Below are 21751 nucleotides of genomic sequence, written 5' to 3' on the forward strand. Positions count from 1 at the left end.
GACCAAATGCGCTGACCCGAAGCGCAAACCAAACGCGCGGATCGAGCACGCAAACCAGGGCGCAGACGGCGCGGTACGCGGCCAGGGGAGGCCGGAAAAGCTCGCGTCAGGCGCGCTATTGTACAGCGTCGGCTGAATTTGCTGCGGCGCGGCGGGCAGTCTGGGCGGACTGGCGTTGCCGCGGCCCCAAACCGGCAACGCAGTGGCGCCGGTGACTTAACAGGCGGCGCTCAACTCAGGAGGCCACCGGCGGTACTCGCTTCACCTTCAGGCTTGCCAGCCCGATTCCTGCCACGACGCAGGCGAGCGCGATGCCGTGCGCGAGCGTGGGCCGCTCCCCGAGAAACACGATGCCGTAAATCGCCGCGGCCACAGGCAGCACGGCGCTGAACACGCCAGCGAGACTGCCCGGCACATGACGAATGCCCTTCATCCACAGCCAGAACGAAAAAATGCTCGCCGACAGCCCATACCACAGCACCAGCGTCCAGATGCTTACGGGCACTGAGCGATAGTCGAAGTGCAGCAGCGCGGTGGGGCCGAGCGGGAGCATCAGCAGCAGGCCGAACATATGCGTGTAGGCACAGATGTCGATGGGTGCGAGCGTCTGCGTCAAACGGCGCGACAGAATGATGTAAAGCGATTCGCAGCACACGGCGCCCAGCACCATCAGATTGCCGGTGAACGAAGTCTCGCCGCCCGCATTCTCATCCGCATGAGCCAGATTGATGACGATCACGCCGACGATCGCCAGCGCGATCGACGCGAGTGCCCGACCGTTCGGTCGCTCTTTGAGGATCAACCACGAGAGCAGTGCGACGACCGCGGGGATCGTGCTGGCGATGACGCCGGCTGCAACCGCGCTGGTGCGCTGCACGCCGCCCAGCATCAGCAGCGTGAACCCGAAAGTGCCGAACAGCGCCTGCAAAAACAGATCGAGCCATTCATCGCGTTTGACGCGACGCAGCTTGGCGACGCGCAACAGCGGCCACAATACCGCCATCGCAATGACGAAACGCAGCAGCGCGAACAGGGGGATGGGGACGAACTCGACGATCGATTTACCGATTCCGACATTGCTGCCGACCAGCAGCATCGAGGTAATGAGAAGCAGGGAGTAACGATTCAAGCTGGAATCCAGACGGCTAGTTCAGTTAGCATTGTAAGAGGGCGTGCGAGTCAGCGTAAAGGCGCGGCGCCAGTGCGGCACGCGTGATGCTGCCCATATGTCTGATATTGGCAGGTTGTGTTGGTATGTCGGTTCGGATGCATGGGCACAGCGTAACGCGTAGCATGCCGTGCCTGACGAGGCTGAGCTGCGTAAGGGTTTTCGCTTGCGATGCGGCTCACGTAAGTGGCCGGTAAGTTGCACGGTTTATGTTTGAACGCGAGAGCGGGACGTCGGTCTTTCACTCATTCATGTTGCGGTGCCGCATGGATGAAAATGAAAGGCGAACGGCCCGCGGTGCGGCGGTCGGCGATCGCTGCGCGAGGGTTGGAGACAGCGCGCCGCCTGGTGATCACGAATGGCGGCGCCATCATGACAAGGCGCGTCACAGGCGCGCCAGCACAGGTTTCTGGTTTCATCTTCACCAAGGGGTTGTCGATGTCTGCGATTGAATCTGTTCTTCACGAACGCCGTGTTTTCCCGCCCTCCGCTGAAGCAGCGGCTGGTGCGACGATCTCCGGTATGGACGCGTACCGGGCGCTTGCCGCCGAAGCGGAGCGTGATTACGAAGGTTTCTGGGGGCGCCTCGCTCGCGAGACGCTAAGCTGGAACACGCCTTTCACCAAGGTGCTCGACGAATCGAAGGCGCCTTTCTACACATGGTTCGAAGACGGCCAGCTGAACGCGTCGTATAACAGCATCGACCGCCATGTCGAAGCCGGCAACGGCGAGCGCGTCGCGATCATCTTTGAAGCCGACGACGGCACCGTCACCAACGTCACCTATCAGGATCTGCTGCAACGCGTGTCGCGTTTTGCGAATGCGCTGAAAAAACGCGGCGTGAAGAAGGGCGATCGCGTCGTGATCTATATGCCGATGTCGATCGAAGGCATAGTCGCAATGCAGGCGTGCGCGCGCATCGGTGCAACGCATTCGGTGGTGTTCGGCGGCTTCTCGTCGAAGTCGCTGAATGAGCGCCTGGTGGATGTGGGCGCCGTCGCGCTCGTCACCTCCGACGAACAGATGCGCGGCGGCAAAGCGCTGCCGCTGAAGAATATCGCCGACGAAGCCATTGCCATGGGCGGCTGCGACGCGGTGAAGAGCGTGATCGTCTACAAGCGCACCGGTGGCAAGATCGCATGGAACGAAAGCCGCGATCTGTGGATGCACGAACTCACGCAGTCCGAATCGGATCAATGCGCGCCTGAGTGGGTCGGCGCCGAGCATCCGCTTTTCATCCTCTATACGTCCGGTTCGACCGGCAAGCCGAAGGGCGTCCAGCACAGTACCGGCGGCTATCTGCTGTGGACCGCGCAGACCATGAAGTGGACCTTCGACTGGAAGTCCACGGATGTGTTCTGGTGTACCGCCGACATCGGCTGGATCACGGGTCACAGCTACATCACGTACGGCCCGTTGACGCTCGGCGGCACCCAGGTCGTGTTCGAAGGCGTGCCGACCTATCCGAACGCCGGCCGCTTCTGGGACATGATCGCCAAGCACAAGGTCACGCTGTTCTACACCGCGCCGACCGCAATCCGCTCGCTGATCAAATACGCCGAAGCGGACGAGAAAGTGCATCCGAAGAGCTACGATCTGTCGACGCTGCGTATCATCGGCACGGTCGGCGAGCCGATCAATCCGGAAGCGTGGGTCTGGTATCACGAGAACGTCGGCGGCGGCCGTTGCCCGATCGTCGACACGTGGTGGCAAACCGAAACTGGCGGCCACATGATCACGCCGCTGCCGGGCGCCACGCCGCTGGTGCCGGGTTCGTGCACGCTGCCGCTGCCAGGCATCATGGCGGCGGTCGTCGACGAAACCGGCCAGGACGTGCCGAACGGGCAGGGCGGCATTCTGGTCGTGAAGCGCCCGTGGCCGGCGATGCTGCGCAACGTGTGGGGCGATCCGGAGCGTTACAAGAAGAGCTATTTCCCCGAAGAACTCGGCGGCACGCTGTACCTCGCCGGCGACGGCGCGGTGCGCGACAAGGAAACCGGCTACTTCACGATCATGGGCCGCATCGACGACGTGCTCAATGTGTCCGGTCACCGCCTTGGCACGATGGAGATCGAGTCGGCGCTGGTGTCGAACCCGATCGTGGCAGAAGCGGCTGTGGTTGGCCGTCCTGACGATACGACCGGCGAAGCCGTGTGCGCATTCGTGGTGCTCAAACGTGCGCGTCCTGAAGGCGAAGAAGCAGTGAAGCTCGCCAACGAACTGCGCAACTGGGTCGCGAGGGAGATCGGTCCGATTGCCAAGCCGAAGGACATCCGCTTTGGCGAGAATCTGCCGAAGACGCGTTCGGGCAAGATCATGCGCCGCCTGTTGCGCTCGCTCGCGAAGGGTGAGGAAATCACCCAGGACGTGTCGACGCTGGAGAACCCGGCGATTCTCGATCAGCTCGGCGAATCGCTCTGAGCCTGGGTTTGCCTGGGTTGATGGCAGGAGCGTGCCGGACGACACGCTCCTGACTGGACCGAGGTATCGGCTGGATCAGTCAGGCTGTTAAAGCCACCGCGCGGACAATCCCGATTGCCTGCGCGGTGGCTTTTTGATACATAGGCGCATGGCCGCGCCACACCCCCCCTCCCACGCTACTCTCAATCCCGCGCCCGAACCCCCTGCGGTGTCGGCGGCGATGGCGCGCGCGCATCAGAAATACTGGCGCTTCAATCTCGCGTTGATCGCGACGTTGATGACGGTGGGCTTCGTGGTGTCGTTCGGTTTGCCGCTGGTAGCGCCGGCGTTGGATCAGGTGCGCTTCGGCGGCTTCCGGTTGCCGTTCTACTTCGGTGCGCAAGGGGCGATTCTGATCTACGTCGCGTTGATCGTCGTTTATATCGTGCTGATGCAGCGCGCCGACCGCCGTCTGCAACGCGCTTTCGACGCCGACGCGACTGCCGCCAGTGCCCGTGCCGATTCCGGCGCGCCCACTGCGCGCGGAAACTGAGCAGATGACGCTCACGCACCGGCTGATCCGCTCATACGCGCTTTATACGCTCGGCTTCCTGCTATTCATCTACGTGATGTGGCGCATCGAGCGCACCACCGGTCCAGGGGTGTGGATCGGCTATGTGTTCCTGTTTGTGCCGATCGCGGTCTATGCGGTGATCGGCTTGCTGTCGCGCACGTCCGATCTCGTCGAATACTACGTCGCGGGGCGGCGCGTGCCGTCCGCCTTCAACGGCATGGCAACCGCGGCCGACTGGTTGTCCGCTGCGTCGTTTATCGGTCTCGCCGGTTCGATCTATACGACAGGATATGACGGGCTCGCGTACCTGATGGGCTGGACCGGTGGCTATTGCCTCGTCGCGTTCCTGCTCGCGCCGTACGTGCGCAAGCTCGCGCGCTACACGATTCCCGACTTTCTCGGCACGCGCTTTTCGAGCAACGCGGTGCGTGGACTCGCTGCGTTAGCGGCGATCCTGTGCTCGTTCGTCTATCTGGTCGCGCAGATTCAGGGCGTCGGCTTGATTGCGACGCGTTTCATCGGCGTGGATTTCGCGGTCGGCATTTTCTGCGGACTCGCAGGCATTCTCGTGTGCTCGTTTCTGGGCGGCATGCGTGCCGTGACGTGGACTCAGGTCGCGCAATACATCATCCTGATCGCGGCCATTCTGATTCCCGTGTCGATGATCGCGCATAAGGATGGCCTCGGCTGGGTGCCGCAGTTCAACTATGGCCGCTTGATGGAGCGCGTCGAAGGCCTGGAGAAGCAGGTGCGCGAGGCGCCGCTCGAGCAGACCGTACGCGACGACTATCGGCGGCGCGCTGCGCTGATGCAGACGCGGCTCGATACGTTGCCGCAATCGTTCGTCGATGAGAAGCTGCGCCTCACGCAGGAAGTCGCGGACTTGCGTCGGCACAACGGCCCGCTGCGCGATATCAAGGAGCGCGAAAGGGAGCTGGAACAGTTTCCACGTGATGCCGCCGCCGCACAGATCGTCTGGACCCAAAGCCGCGACGAGATGCTGATGCGCGCGGCCGCGCCGGTGCCGATGCACGAGCCGTTTCCAGTGACAAGCGAAGAGGACAGGCGCACTCATGAGCGAAATTTCCTGTCGCTGCTGCTGTGCCTGTCGCTTGGCACCGCGAGCCTGCCGCACATCCTGACGCGCTACAACACGACGACCTCGGTGGCGTCCGCGCGACGCTCGGTCGGCTGGACGCTGTTCTTCGTCGCGCTGTTCTATCTGACGGTGCCCGTGCTGGCTGTGTTGATCAAGTATGAGATGTTGACCAACCTGGTCGGCCATCACTTTGCCGATTTGCCGCAGTGGCTCACGCAATGGCGCAAGGTCGAGCCGAGTCTGATCAGTCTTGCTGACACGAATGGCGACGGTATCGTGCGCTGGAGCGAGATCCGGATGCAGCCGGATATGGTCGTGCTCGCCGCGCCTGAGATCGCGGGGCTGCCGTATGTGATGTCCGGGCTGATCGCGGCGGGTGCGCTGGCCGCCGCGCTCTCGACCGCGGACGGATTGCTGCTGACGATTGCCAATGCGCTATCTCACGACGTCTACTACCACATGGTCGATCCGACGGCATCGAGCCAGCGGCGCGTGACGATCTCGAAGATTCTGTTGCTGGGGGTGGCGCTGTTCGCGTCGTATGTGGCGTCGCTCAATACGGGGAATATTCTGTTTCTGGTGGGCGCGGCGTTTTCGCTGGCGGCTTCGAGCCTGTTTCCCGTGCTGGTGCTGGGCGTCTTCTGGAAGCGAACGACCCGGCTTGGGGCCGTGGCGGGCATGGTGGCGGGGCTGGTGGTGTGCATTTACTACATCGTGTCGACGTATCCGTTCTTCACGCAGATGACGGGCTTCGCCGGTGCGCGGTGGTTCGGGATCGAGCCGATCAGCTCAGGCGTGTTCGGTGTGCCGGCGGGGTTTCTGGTGGCGATCGGGGTGAGTCTGATCGACCGGAAACCAGATGCTTATACGAGGGCGTTGGTGGACTACATCCGGCATCCTTAGGCGGGTTTGCGCAGGGGTCTGGCGCAGGGCGCGAAGTTTGCTATAATTCGGCTCCCCGCCGGAGAGATGGATGAGCGGTTTAAGTCGCACGCCTGGAAAGCGTGTATAGGTTAATAACCTATCCGGGGTTCGAATCCCCGTCTCTCCGCCAGAATACCCATAAGGCTTTGCGGTCGATCAGTTTTCGCCGCGGTACCTTTAAACCCCCTCTGTACCTTTGGCAAGCCTATCGCAATGGCTTTGCGCGCTCAGGTTTACGTCCATAAATCTTCTTGGTGACCTTGCCGTCGGCAGGCGCCAGGAGCGCTCGGGCGTGCTCTAAAGTCTCTGCATCGCTCGTGCATGTCGCGCTCGGTGAACCTCTCCTTGACCTTGGTCGTTTCCAGCACCTTCGCCATGAAGTTGCGTCACATCGTGTTCCAACCGCACGCGCGCCCCGTCTCTTCGTCGAAGTAGCCCTCAGTGCGCATGTTGCAGAACATGCCCGGGTGCAAGCTTCACCGGGCGGGCAGACTTTGCCGCCGCCGCTTCATGCAGTTCGTCGGGCCGCTCGCTAATCAGGCGCTTGCCGGTCGAATGCCCGGTCTTGCCGGGCGTGACGGAAATTCCGTCCCCCACAGGTTTGACATGGTGAGGCGCAGCAGACCGCCGCGGCGCAGGCCCGCCTCAAGCTGCCCAAGGTATACGGTGTTGTGATCAGTCGATATAAAGCAGTTTTTCGAGACGTGTTTACCACCTAGCATGATTTTCCGACCCGGTGGTTACAGGAAACCCCCGGCGTTCGGTACTCGAAAAACCCCGGCTTATAACAACCAATATGACGACCGCTTATTGCGAAAAAATCCCGTACTACAAGATCAATAAGGTGCTTTGGCGCTGGACTCGCTACGACGCTGACAGAGGCTGTTACCCAGTTCCTGATCTGGCGATTTCGATGACCAAGCCGCCACCGACGCTGCCCACCCAGCCTGACGCCGCGCCGTCTCCAACCGTGCCCGCGCAACCGTTGACGCATGTAGATCGCGTGAACAACTCCTTCGATGGATTGCTGTCGGTCGCGCAAGGCATATCACGCTTCAAAAAGTGGCTTGATACGCCGGATCCTCCCAAGCCACCCAAGGCTGTGCTCGCCAGGCGGCGGGAGCGGGCGGCGACTCCCCCGTTTGATCTTCAGGAAATTCCGGGCGTGATGCGTAAAGAGTTTATGCCTGTCTCAGCGAAACTCATGGAACGATGGTTTGCCGGTGAGCTCAACTATTCGCCAACTCCACGGGACGAAGTAAAGGGCTTAAACCAAGATGGACAGTCCTACCCACCGAGCATGATTGACAAGACCACGATCAAACTCGATTGGGTGCTACAGCAAACGAGGGCCAAGGCGGCGTACGATTTTCTCCAGACGTACGAGCGTCTCACCACACCAAGGGCTATTGAAGCTTTAGGGAGTGCCTTGCGCCCGCTGCGCTCGCCGTATGGGAAAGTGGATGCCTGGAGGTTCAGCGGTCAGGATATCAAGATCCTGCATAAGAATTTTGAGTTCTAGCTGGCAGGCGTCGAGAGCACTTTCAGTCAGAAGCTGGATCAGTTAATCGCGAGGGAGAAAAGCAACAGCGGTGTGCCCGATGATCTCACGGGCTCGCTCGGTTCGTTTAATTTCTATGCGGCCGTTGGCAACGCTACATTTGATCACGACGCAAACCAAGCTACGATCACCAGCATCATTCTCTATGTCAAGGATAACTACACCTTCACCGATGCGGCGGGAGAGCCGTCCCAGTGCCTTGGACACTGGAGTCGTGATGGCGTAGTCATTGTTCCCGCGACCGGCGCGGCGGGGCTGGCTGGGGTCTCGTGGCCAGACTATCCGGTTGCAGTGGGCGATATGCGCGTGCGTGGCAATGTGTACTACCCAGTGCGAAATAGCTCTTTCCGCGAGTGGCAAAAAATCCACCATCAAGGTGGCGATTTCATTATTTTCTCCGATTGCCGCTTTGTGACCCTTCCTAAACCTGTCGAGATTGAATTTCTATGAGCACGGCAGCAGAAGGCACAGGTATCGCTATGCTGATCGCAGTCGCCGCGCTCATCATTGTTTGCATTGCAATGGTTTCGATGGCACGGGCAGTATGCTTTATCGTTTCCAGCCGCGATGGGCGAAGCCAGCGAGCGCAACAAATGATTAAAGTGTCGCTCAAACGAACTGTCGTCGGTGCTGTCGCCACAGCCGTGCTCGTCTTCGCCTGGAGTTATTGGGACTGCGCACGACTACGTTCGCTCGTACGTCCTGCGGACTGCGACAGCGTGCAGTCCGCCGATGGCCGCTATACGGCACGCTCTTGCTATCTTGGATCAGAAATCATTTTGCAGTTGTATGAGGGGAGTAGCGAGCGACTTGTGGCAGAGAGAACATATGGCGATCACTCTCACGATCCTGTGCGCCTTTATTGGAAAGATGGTGCGCTGCAGTATGAGGACGGAGACGAACTCAGGACGATCACTCTGCCGCCATCCATATATGACCGACTGCTGGCCAAACTACCCTAGCCATGGGGTATCCACGAAAACTTGCCACCAACTCAATGACAGGCCACGGCGATGCGGACAATCGACACGAAAGCAGCCGCCGCCGCTCAGTTCCATTCGCTGGCGGCATCAGGAATCCTGCCGCAGCCGAATGTGTCGTCTCGTCGGCCTTATCGCGACACAACCAGTCGCAGGAGCCAACGCAGATTACCCCGCTTCATGCCCCAACGCCTGAATAAACAACGAAAACAATTCCGGCTGCGTCGAAATCCCGAGCTTGTTGTAAAGATTCCGCCGATGCACCTTCACCGTCTCAGGCGAAATCGCGAGCCGCTCAGCAATAGCCTTCGAAGAATTCCCCCGCAGCACCAACCGCGCAATCGCCATTTCCCGCTCCGACAGCAACTCCGCACCGAACCCTGCCAACGCACGCTCGACCCGGCCCGACAGGTCACGACTCTCGACGCTTTTACCCGGCTCAGTGGCAAGACGTGCCAAATGCTGCCGTATCGTCGCAACGAGCCACGGCGTACATACCGCTAGCCGCCCAAGCACTTCCACATCGAATCTGGCCTTCGCCCCCAACGACAACGACACAACCCCACCGACGGGCGCGACATTGACGATCAACTGCAATTCGTCCTCCCCAACCGCATCGCGAAAGTAACTCAGGAAGTATTCGCTTTGCCGGAACAAATCAGGCGCCACCTCTTCGAGCCGATAGAGCCCGTCGGCCAATCCATCATGCGCGGCCTGCAAAAACGGATCGAGCAGATAAAGCCCATTCAGGTAAAGCGGCACCGGCGAGGGCGCATCCGTCCCGCCGGTATCGAACTCTTCCAGCACGCGCGGCACCCCATCCTGCCCGACTAACACGGCAAGCGCGTTATCGAACGGCATGATTTCGTTGAGCAGAAGAATCAGATTCCGCCAGAACCGGGGCGCACCCAGATGATCGATCACGCGCGCCAGCGCCTGATGCATTGCTACTTCCGTGAACAGTCGATCCATGCGTCTCCACCTAATTGGCGTAACCCTAAGCGGTAATAGCATTGCGTAAATTGGCTTCCTACACTCCGCCGAACAGTGCTCAAGTATGGGCGCTGACAAAATCATTGCAAAGGAGAGGACGATGGCGATCACGGAAACGTCGGTTGCGGCGCAAGCCGTCTCCGCAGGGCTGGGCACATCCAGCGCGCTGAAGCGGTCGCTCAGCGTGCGGGACGTGGTGATGATTACCGTATCGGGGGTGACGCCCGCCAGTTCCATCTTCGTGATCGCGCCGTTTGCGATCCAGCAGGCGGGCAGCGGGGCGGTGCTGTCGTTCCTGCTCGGCGGCGTGCTCGCGCTGGCGTTCGCATTGTGCTATGCGGAATTGAGCGCGGCGCATCGCAGCGCCGGCGGCGAGTACGTAATGGCGAAACGGGTGTTCGGCGCGCTGCCGGGTTATCTAACCTTCATCGCGGTGCTGGCTGTCAGCGTGTTCATTCCGGCCGTACTGGCGAGCGGCGCGGCACCATACCTGAACAATGCCCTGGGCACGAACTTCAGCAATCAGTCGGTGGCACTGGCGATCGTCGTACTCAGTTACCTACTCGGCATTCTCAACATCAAGACCAACGCGTGGATCACCGGTGCGTTCCTGACGATCGAAGTGCTGGTGCTCCTCCTCATCGCCTATCTGGGATTCTCCGAGCCGCATCGCGCCTTCAGCGCGTTGATCCATCCTCAGGTCGCGAGCAACGGTACGCTGATTTCGGCGACGGCCGCCGCCATCATCCCGGCGGTGGGTACGGCGATCTTTTGCTACAACGGCTTCGGCGCCGCCGTGTTTCTCGCTGAGGACCTCGAAGGGGGCAATCGCAGCATCGCGAAAGCCGTCATGTATTCCCTGCTGGTTATCCTGGTGGTCGAGCTGATCCCGTTGACGGCGATCGTACTCGGTGCGCCTTCATTGATCGATATGTCGAAGAGCGCGGATCCGATCGGCTATGTGGTTCGCGAACTCAGCAACCCCGTCATCATGCGTGTGGTGAGCGCGGGGATTTTTCTGTCGGTGTTCAATGCGATCATTGCTATCGTGATTCAGGTAGGGCGTCTGTTGTATAGCAGCGGCCGGCACGCACTATGGGTGCGCAGTTGCAACCATGCATTTACGCGCATTCATCCGCGATTCGATTCGCCGTGGCTCGCCACGTTGACGCTTGCGATCCCGTCGGCACTGCTGCTTTTCGTCTCGAGCCTCGATGAACTGACCGCGTTCACGGTCGATCTGCTTCTGGTGATCTACATCGTGATCGCGGTGGCGGCGCTGGCCAGCCGCATCGTACGACGCGATGTCGAGCATCACTACCGGATGCCGTTGTGGCCGCTGCCGCCACTGGTGGCGATCATCGGCGCAACCTACACGTTGTATACGACGATGCAGAGCGCGGCCAAGCCGACGGATCTGTACATCATCGGTGGATTGTTGGTGTTGGCGCTCGCGATGTATGCGGCGTGGGCACGTCATAGTATGACGTTTCGCGAACTTTGAATCGAAGGAAAACAGGCAATGCGTACAAGGGAACTCGGCATCCGTATCGGGCGTGGCACGCCAGGACGTTTCAATGCGATTACCGATGTCGCCGGTGTCCGTGTCGGGCATCACACGTTGAACGTGGACGCGGGCGATGCGTCGGTGCACACCGGCGTGACCATCATCGAACCGCGCGCGGGCAGCGCGCGCATGGCGCCTTGTTTTGCGGGCTGCCACATTCTGAACGGCAACGGCGACGCAACCGGTCTCGAATGGATCCGCGAGGCGGGTTTGCTAACCACGCCGATCGCATACACCAACACGCATAGCGTTGGCATGGTGCGCGACGCGCTGGTCGCGGCCGAGCGGGGTGACGCCAAAGGGGAGGTGTACTGGTGCATGCCGGTCGTGCTCGAAACCTACGACGGACTGCTCAACGACATCTGGGGGCAGCATGTCACCGCGGACCATGTGCACCGTGCGCGAGCCGAAGCGCGCACGGGAGAGGTAAGGGAGGGGAATGTTGGCGGAGGCACGGGGATGATCTGCCATGAGTTCAAAGGCGGTATCGGCACGGCATCGCGGGTGCTGAAACCGGCCGAAGGCGGTTGGACCGTTGGAGCGCTGGTGCAGGCGAACTATGGGCGACGCGACGCGCTGCGGGTGGCGGGATATCCGGTGGGCGAGGTGCTCGGGGACGTGCATTCGCCGTTCAGCCAAACCGAAGAACGGCGCACGGGGGAAGCGGGTATGGGCTCGATTGCCGTGACGCTTGCGACGGATGCGCCTTTGTTGCCGCATCAGTGCACGCGCCTGGCGCAGCGTGCGAGCGTTGGGATCGCTCGCATGGGCGGAGGCACTGAAGATTCTAGCGGCGATATATTTGTGGCCTTTTCAGTGGGGAATTCGGGGCTGCCGGCGGCTGATTATGGGCGTGTCGGAAAGCCCACTACTGCCGTGGAGATGGTGAATAACGATCACATGTCTGCTTTGTTTTCAGCCGCCGCGGAGGCCGTTGAAGAAGCCATCGTCAATGCACTGCTGGCCGCGACGGATATGAACGCGCGTGGCGCTCGCGCGGTGGCGATCGGCGCTGAGCGCTTGCTGTCGGCGCTTCGTGAGGTGGGATGGCGGCCTGATAGTTAAGGCCGATGCCGTAGCCTTACACAAAGAAAGCGCTCCCACGCGTAAAAACAGAATAAATAAACTTGCTCTAAACTAGCTGGCGCCGAAACCAGCCTAGTAGAGAGCAAGGAACTAATGCCCCGACCTCCAGCCGATCCCGCCGGCGACCCTAGCTTCAGTTTGCCCAAACATCCCGCTTTCCAACGCTTCTGGTGCACCCGCATCCTCTCGTCACTGTCGTTTCAGATGCTCGCGGTGGCCATGGGCTGGCACATCTACGCGCTAACGCATAGCGCCTTCGCACTGGGCCTCGTGGGTCTCGCCCAATTTCTGCCGATGTTCGTGCTGACGCTTGTGGTCGGCCATGTCGCCGACCGCTACGACCGTCGCCGGATCGCGGCCATCTGTCAAAGCCTCGAAAGCGTCGCTGCATTGCTATTCGCCTTCGGCACCTTCGGCGGCTGGATCAGCGCGCCGGTCATCTATGTGCTGGCCGCATGCGTGGGTGCGGCGCGCGCCTTTGAATCGCCTGCGGTTGCATCGCTGTTGCCGGGTGTCGTGCCGCGCGGGCAATTGCCCAAAGCCACGGCATGGGCCACCTCCGCGAATCAAACCGCGCAGATCGCGGGTCCTGCATTGGGCGGCCTGCTTTACGGCATCGGTCCGGGCGCGGCCTACCTCGCATGCACGCTGTCGTTCGCGGCCGCTGCTGCCTCCGTGTGGGCCATCCCATTGCAGACCAGGCTGGCGAGCCGCGTGCCGGTTACGCTCGAGTCGGTGTTCTCGGGTATCGCATTCATCCGCAAGGAGCCTGTGATACTCGGCGCGCTATCGCTCGATCTGTTCGCGGTGCTGTTCGGCGGCGCAACGGCTCTGTTGCCGGTCTTCGCACGTGACATCCTGCACACAGGGCCGCTTGGCCTCGGCCTGTTGCGTTCGGGCACCGCCATCGGGGCTCTCACGGGGACCATCTGGCTCGCGCATTTCCCGCTGCGCAATCGACCCGGTGCTGCGATGTTCGGCGGCGTAATTGCTTTTGGCGCCGCCACTGTCGTGTTTGGTCTGTCACATCAATTTTTTGTGTCGCTCTTCGCGCTCATGGTGCTGGGCGCATCGGATACCATCAGCGTGGTGGTGCGCCTGTCGCTCGTGCAACTGCGTACGCCAGACGAAATGCTCGGTCGCGTCAGCGCGGTCAATTCGCTTTTCATCGGGACATCGAATCAACTGGGCGAATTCGAATCCGGTGTGACGGCCGGGTGGTGGGGCGCGCAACCGGCCGTACTGGTGGGCGGCATCGCGACGATCACCATCGCCTTGCTGTGGATGCGGTTCTTCCCGGAACTTAAGCGCACGCGCTCGTTGGAGCGGGAAGAGGCGCTGGCGCCGAGCCATTGATCGAGACGCTGGAGACTGAAATCGCGCAGCGAGGCGCTGCATGGCAAGCATGACTCAACGTGCGCTTCGACCCGCTATGATGGTCGCAACCTCACTCGGCCACCATCATCATGCGGATCGCCCCTTTACCCCCGCTCCAATGCCTGATCGCATTCGAATCGGCCGTGCGTCATGCGAGCTTCACTAAAGCGGCCGCAGAACTGCATCTGACGCAAAGCGCGGTCAGTCGCCAGATCGCACAACTCGAAGACTTCCTCGGTCGCTCGCTCTTCGTGCGCGAGCACCGCGCCTTACGTCTGACCATCGCTGGCGAACGATACGCAAAGCATGTGCAGTGGCTGCTCGCCAATTGTTCGGAGGCCACGCTCGATGTGATGAAGCGATATGGCGATCTGGAGTTGACAATTGCGTGTTCGTCGGGCGTGGCGGTGTTGTGGCTCACGCCGCGCCTGGGCGCATTTCGCGCCGCCCATCCGAACGTGAAGATCCGAATGATCGTGCGCGACGGGCTCGCATCACTGTCGCCGGCGGAATTCGACGTAGGTCTGTACTACATCCGTCAGCGTGCCGAGCCGCATTTCACCGCCCGTCGCATTTTTGACGAAGACGTGTACCCGGTATGTTCACCCGGATACCTCGCCGGCCGCATGCTGGATCCCGCCGATCTCGCGCATGAAACATTGCTGATGCAGGAAGACGGTCAGCGGCAATGGATGTCGTGGCCGGAATGGTTCCGTCTCAACAATGTGCAGATGCCCGGGTCGCCGCAGTCGGTCGTCGTCAATCATTATCCGCAACTGGTGCAGATGGCGATTCTCGGGCAGGGCGTCGTGCTCGGTTGGCGTCATATGATCGATGCATGTCTGGACGAGGGGTTGCTGGTGCGCGCCACGCGAGCGTCGGCGAGCCACGGCGGAGGTTACTACGTCGTATCGCCGAACGATCGCGCGGAGAATCAGGCGGCGCGCCTCTTTACACGCTGGCTGTTCGAGCAGGCTGAGGCGCAGACAAGCGGGCAGACGATCGCACAAGTGAGCAACGCGGGCACCCCCTAAAAGCGTTTCGCATGCGCCACGCGCATGCATGCATGCGAATCTTTCGTTTCGAAAACAAATCAGGTCTCTCTACGATCGGCTTTATGCATGCGAAAGCGCCGCTCGGTTCCGATGCGTCGCCTTGCTGGCAGATCCGCCGAACCCGTAGCCACGCAGCGGCCGCATGAGCGGTCGTACAAGCAGCCTGATGAGGAAAAGAGACCATGCAAGGAACGCTTTCATCCAACATTCCGATATCCGTGGATGCGCTCGCGCGGCAACGGCGCCGCGCCATTGTCGCCACTGTGCTCGGCAACGGGCTCGAATGGTTCGACTTCACGGTCTACAGCTTTTTCGCCGTGATCATCGCCAAGCTGTTCTTTCCGACCGGCAATGAACTGACCTCGCTGCTGCTTGCCGTTGCGACGTTCGGCGTGGGCTTTTTCATGCGGCCGGTGGGCGGCATCGTGCTCGGCGTGTATGCGGATAAAGTTGGAAGAAAGGCTGCGCTCTCGCTGACTATTCTGTTGATGGCGGCCGGCACCGCACTCATCGGCCTCGCGCCAACCTATGACCAGATCGGCTTGTGGGCGCCGGTGCTGATCGTGGTCGCCCGGTTGCTGCAAGGTTTTTCGGCCGGCGGCGAAATGGGCACGGCTACCGCTTTTCTGACCGAATATGCACCGGCGGGCAAGCGCGCATTCTATTCGAGCTGGATTCAGTCGAGCATCGGCTTTGCCGTACTGCTGGGCGCGGCGGTCGGCACCTTCGTGACGTCAAGCCTGAGCGCCGATGCGCTGCATTCGTGGGGCTGGAGAATGCCGTTCCTGATCGGGATTCTGATCGGGCCGGTCGGCTATTTCATTCGTAGCCGCATGGACGAAACGCCGGCGTTCAGCGCGGTTGCCGAGCAGGCGAAAAGCGATTCGCCGCTCGCGGAAGTGTTTCGCCGCTTTCCGCGTGAGACCTTCGCCAGCTTTTCGATGGTGATTCTATGGACGGTATGCACCTACGTGCTGTTGTTCTATATGCCGACGTATTCGGTGCGCACGCTGCATCTGCCGCAATCGACAGGCTTTTTTGCCGGCATGTTCGGCGGCCTGATGATTATGTGTTTCTCGCCAGTGGTCGGCGCACTCGCTGACCGCTTCGGCCGCCGCCGCTTTCTGTCGGGTGCCGCCGCTTTGATTTTACTGCTCGCATGGCCGATGTTCGCGTACATCAACCGCGCGCCTGGCCTCGCTTCGCTAATGGTGTTTCAGGGCGTGTTCGGCTTGCTGATCGCCGTCTACACCGGTCCGATTCTCGCGGCATTCTCGGAGCTGTTCCCAACCAAGGTTCTGTCCACCGGCCTTTCCGTTGCGTACAACTTCGCGGTGACGATTTTCGGTGGCTTCGCGCCGTTCTTCATCACGTGGCTGATCGCATCGACGGGCAGCAATATGGCGCCCGCGATTTACGTGATGATCGCCGCGGCTGTCAGCCTCGTCGGCACGTTCTATGTGCGCGATCCACGCCGTAGCCACGCCTGAGGCAGCGCGTCCGGTTAGCGAAAGCCAAATAGATTCCTTCATCAAGTCAGGAAGATTTCAATGAGCATCACGGTAATCAGCGGCGGCAACGTACTCGATCTGGCCCAGGGCGCGTTGCTCGAACATCATCACGTCGTGATCGAAGACGGCCATATCGTCGAAGTCACCGATCGTCCTGTCGATCTGCCGAATGCGCGCGTGATCGACGCACGCGGCAAAACGGTAATGCCCGGCCTGATCGATTGTCACGTGCACGTCCTCGCTTCGCGTGCGAACCTCGGTGTGAATGCGACTCAGCCGAATATCCTCACCGCGATTCGCGCGCTGCCGATTCTGAAGGCGATGCTCGGCCGCGGCTTTACGACGGTGCGCGACGCGGGCGGCGCGGATTGGGGTTTGACGCAGGCGCTGGAGAGCGGATTGATTCCGGGGCCGCGTATTTTCCCGTCGGGCAAGGCCCTGTCGCAAACCGGTGGCCACGGCGATTTCCGGCCACGTGGCGACGTGCTTGAACCGTGTTCTTGCGCCTTTCGCGCCGGGGCGATTGCGCGGGTTGTCGACGGTGTCGATGCGGTGCGGCTCGCCGTGCGTGAGGAGATTCAGAAGGGCGCTACGCAGATCAAGATCATGGCATCCGGAGGCGTCGCTTCGCCGACCGATCCGATCAGCAACACGCAGTATTCAGAAGACGAAATCCGCGCGATCGTCGCCGAAGCTCAGGCAGCCAATACCTACGTGATGGCGCATGCCTACACCGGCCGCGCGATTTCGCGTGCGATTCGCTGTGGCGTGCGTACGATCGAGCACGGCAATCTGGTCGACGAAGCCGCCGCGAAACTGATGCGCGAGCACGGTGCGTTCGTCGTGCCCACGCTGGTCACTTACGATGCGTTGGCCAAACACGGCGCCGATTACGGCTTGCCGGCCGATTCGATCGCCAAGGTCGAGACCGTGCGACAAGCGGGGCGCGACTCGTTGCAGATCTATGCGAACGCCGGCGTGCCGATGGGATTCGGTTCCGACCTGCTCGGCGAAATGCACACATTCCAGAGCGACGAATTGCGCATTCGTGCCGAAATACTCGGCAATCTGGAAGCGTTGCGTTCGGCCACCTCGATCGCAGCCGAGATCGTCGACCGAAGCGGCAAGCTCGGCGTCATCAAGGCAGGGGCAATCGCCGACGTGCTGGTGGTTGACGGCAACCCGCTCAAGGACATCGGTGTGCTGACCGGGCAGGGCGAGCGCCTCGAGTACGTCTTGCAGCGTGGTGAGGTGGTGAGCGAGCGGGGCACGGTCGCGTCGCGCTAATCGGGATGCATGGGCAGCGAGCGGCGCGGGTTGCGTCAATTTTTTAAGCCCCCGCCGCGCTCACACGCAACGCCGTCCATCGCACCGTCGCGAGAATCGATGCAGCGACGATCAACGCGCCGCCGATCCAGGCTGCCGTTGAAATCCGTTCACCTAACCAGATGCACGCGAACAACGCGCCGAAGGCGGGTTCGCTGCCCATCAGCAACGACACACGTGTCGGGCTGCTGCGTTTGATCGCGAAGTTTTGCGCGAAGAACGCAAACAGCGTGCACGCGATCACTAGATAGCCGATGTAGCCCCAGAACATGGCGTGTCCGGTGAGCGACGGCACGGGCTGCCACTGTTGCGGCGCGAACAGCACTGCCGCCGCCGCGCTGCCGAATGCCACGACACCCGACTGAACGGCGGTCACCGACAAAGGCGGCAACGTGGAGTCGCGCATGACGCGTTTAGTCACACAGACATTTAGCGCGCGCAGCAGTGCGGCGAGCAGAATCAGCGCGTCGCCGGGATTGAAACTCAGCGCGCCATCGCCCGCCAGCAGCCACGCACCGAACAGCGAAAGCACGACCGCCGCGCATTCGATACGGCTCGGCCTGCGCTTCAGCATCCACCATTCGACGACCGGCGTCAGCACCACGCACAGGCTGATCAGAAACGCCGCATCGGCCGCGCGCGTCAGCAGAATGCCAAAGGTTTCGCAAAGAAAGATGCCGAGCAGCAGGGCGCCGGCGATCAGCACGCCACGCAGCGTGCGGGCATCGGCGGCGCGTAGATGGCGCAAGGTGGGCGACAGGATCACGAAGGTGATGCCAAAGCGCATCGCCAGCAAACCCAGCACCGGATAGAACACCAGGGCGCTTTTGACGACGCCATAACTCGTGCCCCAGACCACGGCGACCGCGAGCAGCATCAGATCGGAGAGCAGAAGCAGGCGTTCTTGTTTCGACATGGCGGACCTCGAGCAGATGAACGCGTATTGTCGAACTTTGCTTGTGAGGCGATAATCAGGTAACTGTGCACAGCATTTATGTCGCAAATGCATTAATCAGTTCCCCCCGCGAGTGTTCGACGATGAACCCAACCGACCTTTTCGCCTTGCTGCCGGACATGGCGGTTTTCGCGCGCGTTGTCGACGCCGGCAATTTTTCCGTGGCCGCGCGTCAGCTCGGCAGTACGCCGTCTACTGTCAGCCGCCAGATCAAACGGCTGGAGGACGCCTTGGCGACACGCCTGCTCGAACGGTCCACGCGCACGGTGCGGGTGACGGAGTCGGGTGCCCAGGTGGCGCGTTTCTGCCGCGACATGGTGAGCGCCGCATCGGGCGCGGTAGATGCCGCCGGGCAACTGGCCGCCAGACCGCAAGGCAAGGTGCGCGTGAGCGCGCCGACCGCGTTCGCGAAGACCGTGATTCACCCGCTGATTCCCGGCTTTCTGCGCACCTACGACGAAGTCGACCTGCAACTGCTTTTCACCGATCACGACGTCGACCCGCTTGCGGAAGATGTCGATCTGGTAATCCGTCTGACCGAGCATCCTCCGCAAGGGCTCGCGGGACGCAGGTTGGGCGCGGTACGATGGCTGCTGGTTGCATCGCCCGCTTATTTGCGTGAGCGCGGCACGCCGGCGCAGCCGCGCGATCTCCTCAAGCACGATTGCATCTACCTCGGCGAAACTGCCGACGACAACCGCTGGCGCTTTCGTCGTGGCACCGAGACCCAAACCGTCGACGTGAAGGGGCGTTACATTGCCAATCACGCCGGCGCGCGGCTCGAAGCCGCGCAGCAAAATTTTGGCATCGCGAATTTGCCTGAGTTTGCCGCCACTGATGCATTGCTAACCGGCGAACTCGTGCAGGTGCTGCCCGACTGGAAGCTCGAGGCGCGCGCTTACGTGGGCTCGGTGTGGCTCCTGTATCCGCCCAACCGTTTCTTGCCGCCGAAGGTGAGGGCGCTGATCGACTATCTTGTCGAGCATATTCACGAGGCGGCGTAGGCACCGGTCCAACTCGCCGCGCAACGTGCACGCATGCGGTGGCCGTAGAACATCGATTTGGCTGGCACGAAAGACGACCGTAGAATCGCTCGCGCTACCATGACTTATAGCGATCGCAACGACAGAAGCGGTCAGGAGGAGAACGAAGATGACCTTGCGCGAAACCGGGCCGGTTGCGGCGACTGTCTATCGCGGCGAAGCAATCGAGAACACACATATTGCCCATGTCGCGGTGGTTCAGGCCGATGGCCGCCTGCTGTATTCATTCGGCGACCCGTCACGTATCACGCTTGCACGCTCCGCGGCAAAACCCGCGCAAGCCTTGGCCGTGCTGGAAACCGGCGCGCTCGAGCGTTTCGGTTTCGACGAAACCGATCTCGCACTCATGTGTGCCTCGCACAGCAGCGAGGCGCGCCACATCGAACGCGCGCGGCAGATGCTGGCGAAGGCGCAGGTCAGCGAAGCCGATCTGCGTTGCGGCGGTCATCCACCGCTATCTGACGCCGTGTATGTCGATTGGCTGAAACGCGATTTCAAACCGGGCGCGGTATGCAGCAATTGTTCGGGTAAGCACGCCGGCATGCTGGCCGGGGCGCGCTCGATCGGCGCGGCGATTGAGGGTTATGAACTGTCGGAGCATCCGTTGCAGGTACGCGTGAAGCATACCGTCGCCGACGTATGCGACTTGCCCGACGACGCGGTGCAATGGTCGATTGACGGTTGCAATTTGCCGACGCCCGCGTTCGCCCTCGACCGGCTTGCGCGTTTGTTCGCGAAGCTCGCCGCGGCGGAGGATGAGATTGCGGCTTCCTCTGCCACTTCTTCTTCCATTGCGCCACGAACCGCTGCGCTCGCCCGCATCTATCGTGCGATGGCTGCGCATCCGGAATGGGTAGCAGGCGAGGGGCGCTTCTGTACCGCGTTGATGCGGGCGTTCGATGGTGCGCTGATCGGCAAGGTAGGTGCCGACGGTAGCTACGCAATCGGCGTGAGGGCTTCGCGGCGAACTGCGCAGCTCGGCGCCGACGGCGCACTCGGCATAGCGGTAAAGGTCGAGGACGGCAACATCGGCGTGCTGTACGCCGTCGTTGCTGAACTGCTCGCGCGGCTCGATATCGGCAGCCCTGAGCAACGTGCGCAACTGGGCACGTTCCGTGCGCCGCCGATGTTCAACACCATGGGCATTGAAATCGGGCATCTGGCGTTTTCGCTTGCGCTCGAAGCGCATTCACACCGCCAGGCGTGAAGGTACGCAGGGTGGCGCCGGTTACGCGTCGTCTTTCTTGAAGCGATCCTGTACGGCCACCAGTTGATCGTCGCTGGTGGCCACGATCCACAGATGGGCCCGCTCGACCATCAGGCGATTGTGATCCTTTAGCGCGCCCATCGACACGGCGGTTTTCCACGCGACGGGTGCTGCGCGGCTGGTTCTTCCTGATGGTGTGCCGACCAGCAGTGCGTAGGGTCCGAGGGGCAGTGAAACGAACGGCATGGCCGGCTTGATGCGCACGCGCCAGTCGATGAATGGCGAATCACTGAAGAGAAGCGGCGTGGGCAGTCCATGCAGCACGGTGAAGTCATAGAGCGCGAGTTGTTCGCGCATTGGCCCATAGACCTGGCGAATATCGTTGACGAGTGCCGCACGGATTTCGTCGTCGAACATCGCTTCCTGAGTGTAGTGGTCGACTGCTTGCAGCGCGTCGTGCTGATAGGCGCTGAAGATCGCCAGGTCGAGGCAATCGTGAACGGCGCGTTGGACTTCTGCCGCGGAGCCGGCTTCTTCGGGTTTGCCGAGTTGGGCGGCGCGGAGGAAGCGCGCGAGGGCGGCATCCTGGGTTGACGGGCCGGTGACTAGCGGGTCGTCGGCGGCGTCTTTGTCGAGTGGGACGTAGAGGTATTTTTCTGCCGCGAAGCGGGATTTTTTGCCGTCATCAAAGCTGATTTCGCCGGTGGCGCAGTTGATGTAGCGAGTGCCGATGTGGCCGTGTTCCCACACGTAGTTTTTCAGGAAGGGACGCAGGGGGTGGAGTGGGTCTGGTTGTTGCATTTCTGCTTTGCACTCCGTGCGGGTTGGTGGCTGGTTTGGGTATGGTCACATAGAAATTGGGTTTTGTTTGGGGTTTTCTTGATTTTTTTGCCTGCTCGGTGGTTGTTGTTGTGTGCCTGCTTCT

General features: G+C 61.3%; 16 protein-coding genes, 1 tRNA gene and 1 pseudogene. 14 read left to right on the forward strand and 4 right to left on the reverse strand.

Going from position 1 to position 21751, the window contains the following annotated elements; translation table 11 throughout:
- Positions 1–235: 235 nt before the first annotated feature.
- The gene (locus tag PQQ52_RS31995; protein WP_408220595.1) at positions 236–1129 is read right to left on the reverse strand and encodes a DMT family transporter; all 894 of its coding nucleotides are present in this window, start codon (positions 1127–1129) and stop codon (positions 236–238) included.
- A gap of 477 nt (positions 1130–1606) precedes the next feature.
- Between PQQ52_RS31995 and acs the strand changes: the two genes are divergently transcribed.
- From acs to PQQ52_RS32025, 6 genes and pseudogenes are all read left to right on the forward strand, one after another.
- A complete protein-coding gene (gene acs, locus PQQ52_RS32000) occupies positions 1607–3589 on the forward strand; it encodes an acetate--CoA ligase (RefSeq protein WP_408220597.1) in 1983 nt (660 codons plus the stop codon).
- A 148-nt stretch (positions 3590–3737) separates the two neighbouring features.
- On the forward strand, positions 3738–4121 hold the full coding sequence (locus PQQ52_RS32005; RefSeq protein WP_408220599.1) for a DUF4212 domain-containing protein: 384 nt from the start codon (positions 3738–3740) through the stop codon (positions 4119–4121).
- A gap of 4 nt (positions 4122–4125) precedes the next feature.
- A complete protein-coding gene (locus PQQ52_RS32010) occupies positions 4126–6144 on the forward strand; it encodes a sodium:solute symporter family protein (RefSeq protein WP_408220601.1) in 2019 nt (672 codons plus the stop codon).
- Between the two features lie 60 nt (positions 6145–6204).
- Positions 6205–6295 (forward strand) — tRNA-Ser (locus tag PQQ52_RS32015).
- Positions 6296–7333: 1038 nt separating this feature from the next.
- A pseudogene (locus PQQ52_RS32020) lies at positions 7334–8176 on the forward strand (DUF6402 family protein).
- Positions 8173–8688: a hypothetical protein gene (locus PQQ52_RS32025; protein ID WP_408220603.1), complete on the forward strand. Its 516-nt coding sequence runs from the start codon at positions 8173–8175 to the stop codon at positions 8686–8688. The pseudogene PQQ52_RS32020 and the gene PQQ52_RS32025 overlap by 4 nt, the downstream one beginning before the upstream one ends.
- Before the next feature lie 186 nt (positions 8689–8874).
- On the opposite strand, the gene PQQ52_RS32030 is transcribed toward PQQ52_RS32025, so the two are convergent.
- Complete coding sequence (locus tag PQQ52_RS32030) at positions 8875–9678, reverse strand: helix-turn-helix transcriptional regulator (protein ID WP_408220605.1); 804 nt, start codon at positions 9676–9678, stop codon at positions 8875–8877.
- 121 nt (positions 9679–9799) lie between these two features.
- Between PQQ52_RS32030 and PQQ52_RS32035 the strand changes: the two genes are divergently transcribed.
- The 6 genes from PQQ52_RS32035 (at position 9800) to PQQ52_RS32060 (ending at position 17582) form a co-directional block, all read left to right on the forward strand.
- The gene (locus PQQ52_RS32035; protein ID WP_408220607.1) at positions 9800–11203 is read left to right on the forward strand and encodes an APC family permease; all 1404 of its coding nucleotides are present in this window, start codon (positions 9800–9802) and stop codon (positions 11201–11203) included.
- Between the two features lie 18 nt (positions 11204–11221).
- Positions 11222–12331 carry a DmpA family aminopeptidase gene (locus tag PQQ52_RS32040; protein ID WP_408220609.1) on the forward strand — a complete coding sequence of 370 codons (1110 nt, stop codon included), beginning with the start codon at positions 11222–11224 and terminating at the stop codon, positions 12329–12331.
- Between the two features lie 114 nt (positions 12332–12445).
- Positions 12446–13708: an MFS transporter gene (locus PQQ52_RS32045; RefSeq protein WP_408220611.1), complete on the forward strand. Its 1263-nt coding sequence runs from the start codon at positions 12446–12448 to the stop codon at positions 13706–13708.
- 110 nt (positions 13709–13818) lie between these two features.
- Positions 13819–14763: a LysR substrate-binding domain-containing protein gene (locus tag PQQ52_RS32050; protein WP_408220613.1), complete on the forward strand. Its 945-nt coding sequence runs from the start codon at positions 13819–13821 to the stop codon at positions 14761–14763.
- Between the two features lie 203 nt (positions 14764–14966).
- Positions 14967–16274, forward strand: a complete 1308-nt coding sequence (locus PQQ52_RS32055; protein ID WP_408220615.1) for an MFS transporter — start codon at positions 14967–14969, stop codon at positions 16272–16274.
- Positions 16275–16334: 60 nt separating this feature from the next.
- The gene (locus PQQ52_RS32060; protein ID WP_408220617.1) at positions 16335–17582 is read left to right on the forward strand and encodes a metal-dependent hydrolase family protein; all 1248 of its coding nucleotides are present in this window, start codon (positions 16335–16337) and stop codon (positions 17580–17582) included.
- A gap of 43 nt (positions 17583–17625) precedes the next feature.
- Here the strand turns inward: PQQ52_RS32060 and PQQ52_RS32065 are convergent, their stop codons facing one another.
- A complete protein-coding gene (locus PQQ52_RS32065; protein ID WP_408220619.1) occupies positions 17626–18537 on the reverse strand; it encodes a DMT family transporter in 912 nt (303 codons plus the stop codon).
- A gap of 122 nt (positions 18538–18659) precedes the next feature.
- Between PQQ52_RS32065 and PQQ52_RS32070 the strand changes: the two genes are divergently transcribed.
- Together PQQ52_RS32070 and PQQ52_RS32075 are read left to right on the forward strand one after the other, a co-directional pair.
- Positions 18660–19580 (forward strand): LysR family transcriptional regulator, encoded by a 921-nt coding sequence (locus tag PQQ52_RS32070; protein WP_408220621.1) that lies wholly within the window; start codon positions 18660–18662, stop codon positions 19578–19580.
- A 148-nt stretch (positions 19581–19728) separates the two neighbouring features.
- Entirely contained in the window at positions 19729–20826 is a 1098-nt protein-coding gene (locus PQQ52_RS32075) for an asparaginase (protein WP_408220623.1), read from the forward strand.
- Between the two features lie 21 nt (positions 20827–20847).
- On the opposite strand, the gene PQQ52_RS32080 is transcribed toward PQQ52_RS32075, so the two are convergent.
- Positions 20848–21627: a hypothetical protein gene (locus PQQ52_RS32080; RefSeq protein ID WP_408220625.1), complete on the reverse strand. Its 780-nt coding sequence runs from the start codon at positions 21625–21627 to the stop codon at positions 20848–20850.
- Positions 21628–21751: the final 124 nt, after the last annotated feature.

The organism is Paraburkholderia sediminicola, from assembly GCF_046030555.1.
Classification (GTDB): Bacteria; Pseudomonadota; Gammaproteobacteria; order Burkholderiales; family Burkholderiaceae; genus Paraburkholderia; species Paraburkholderia sediminicola_E.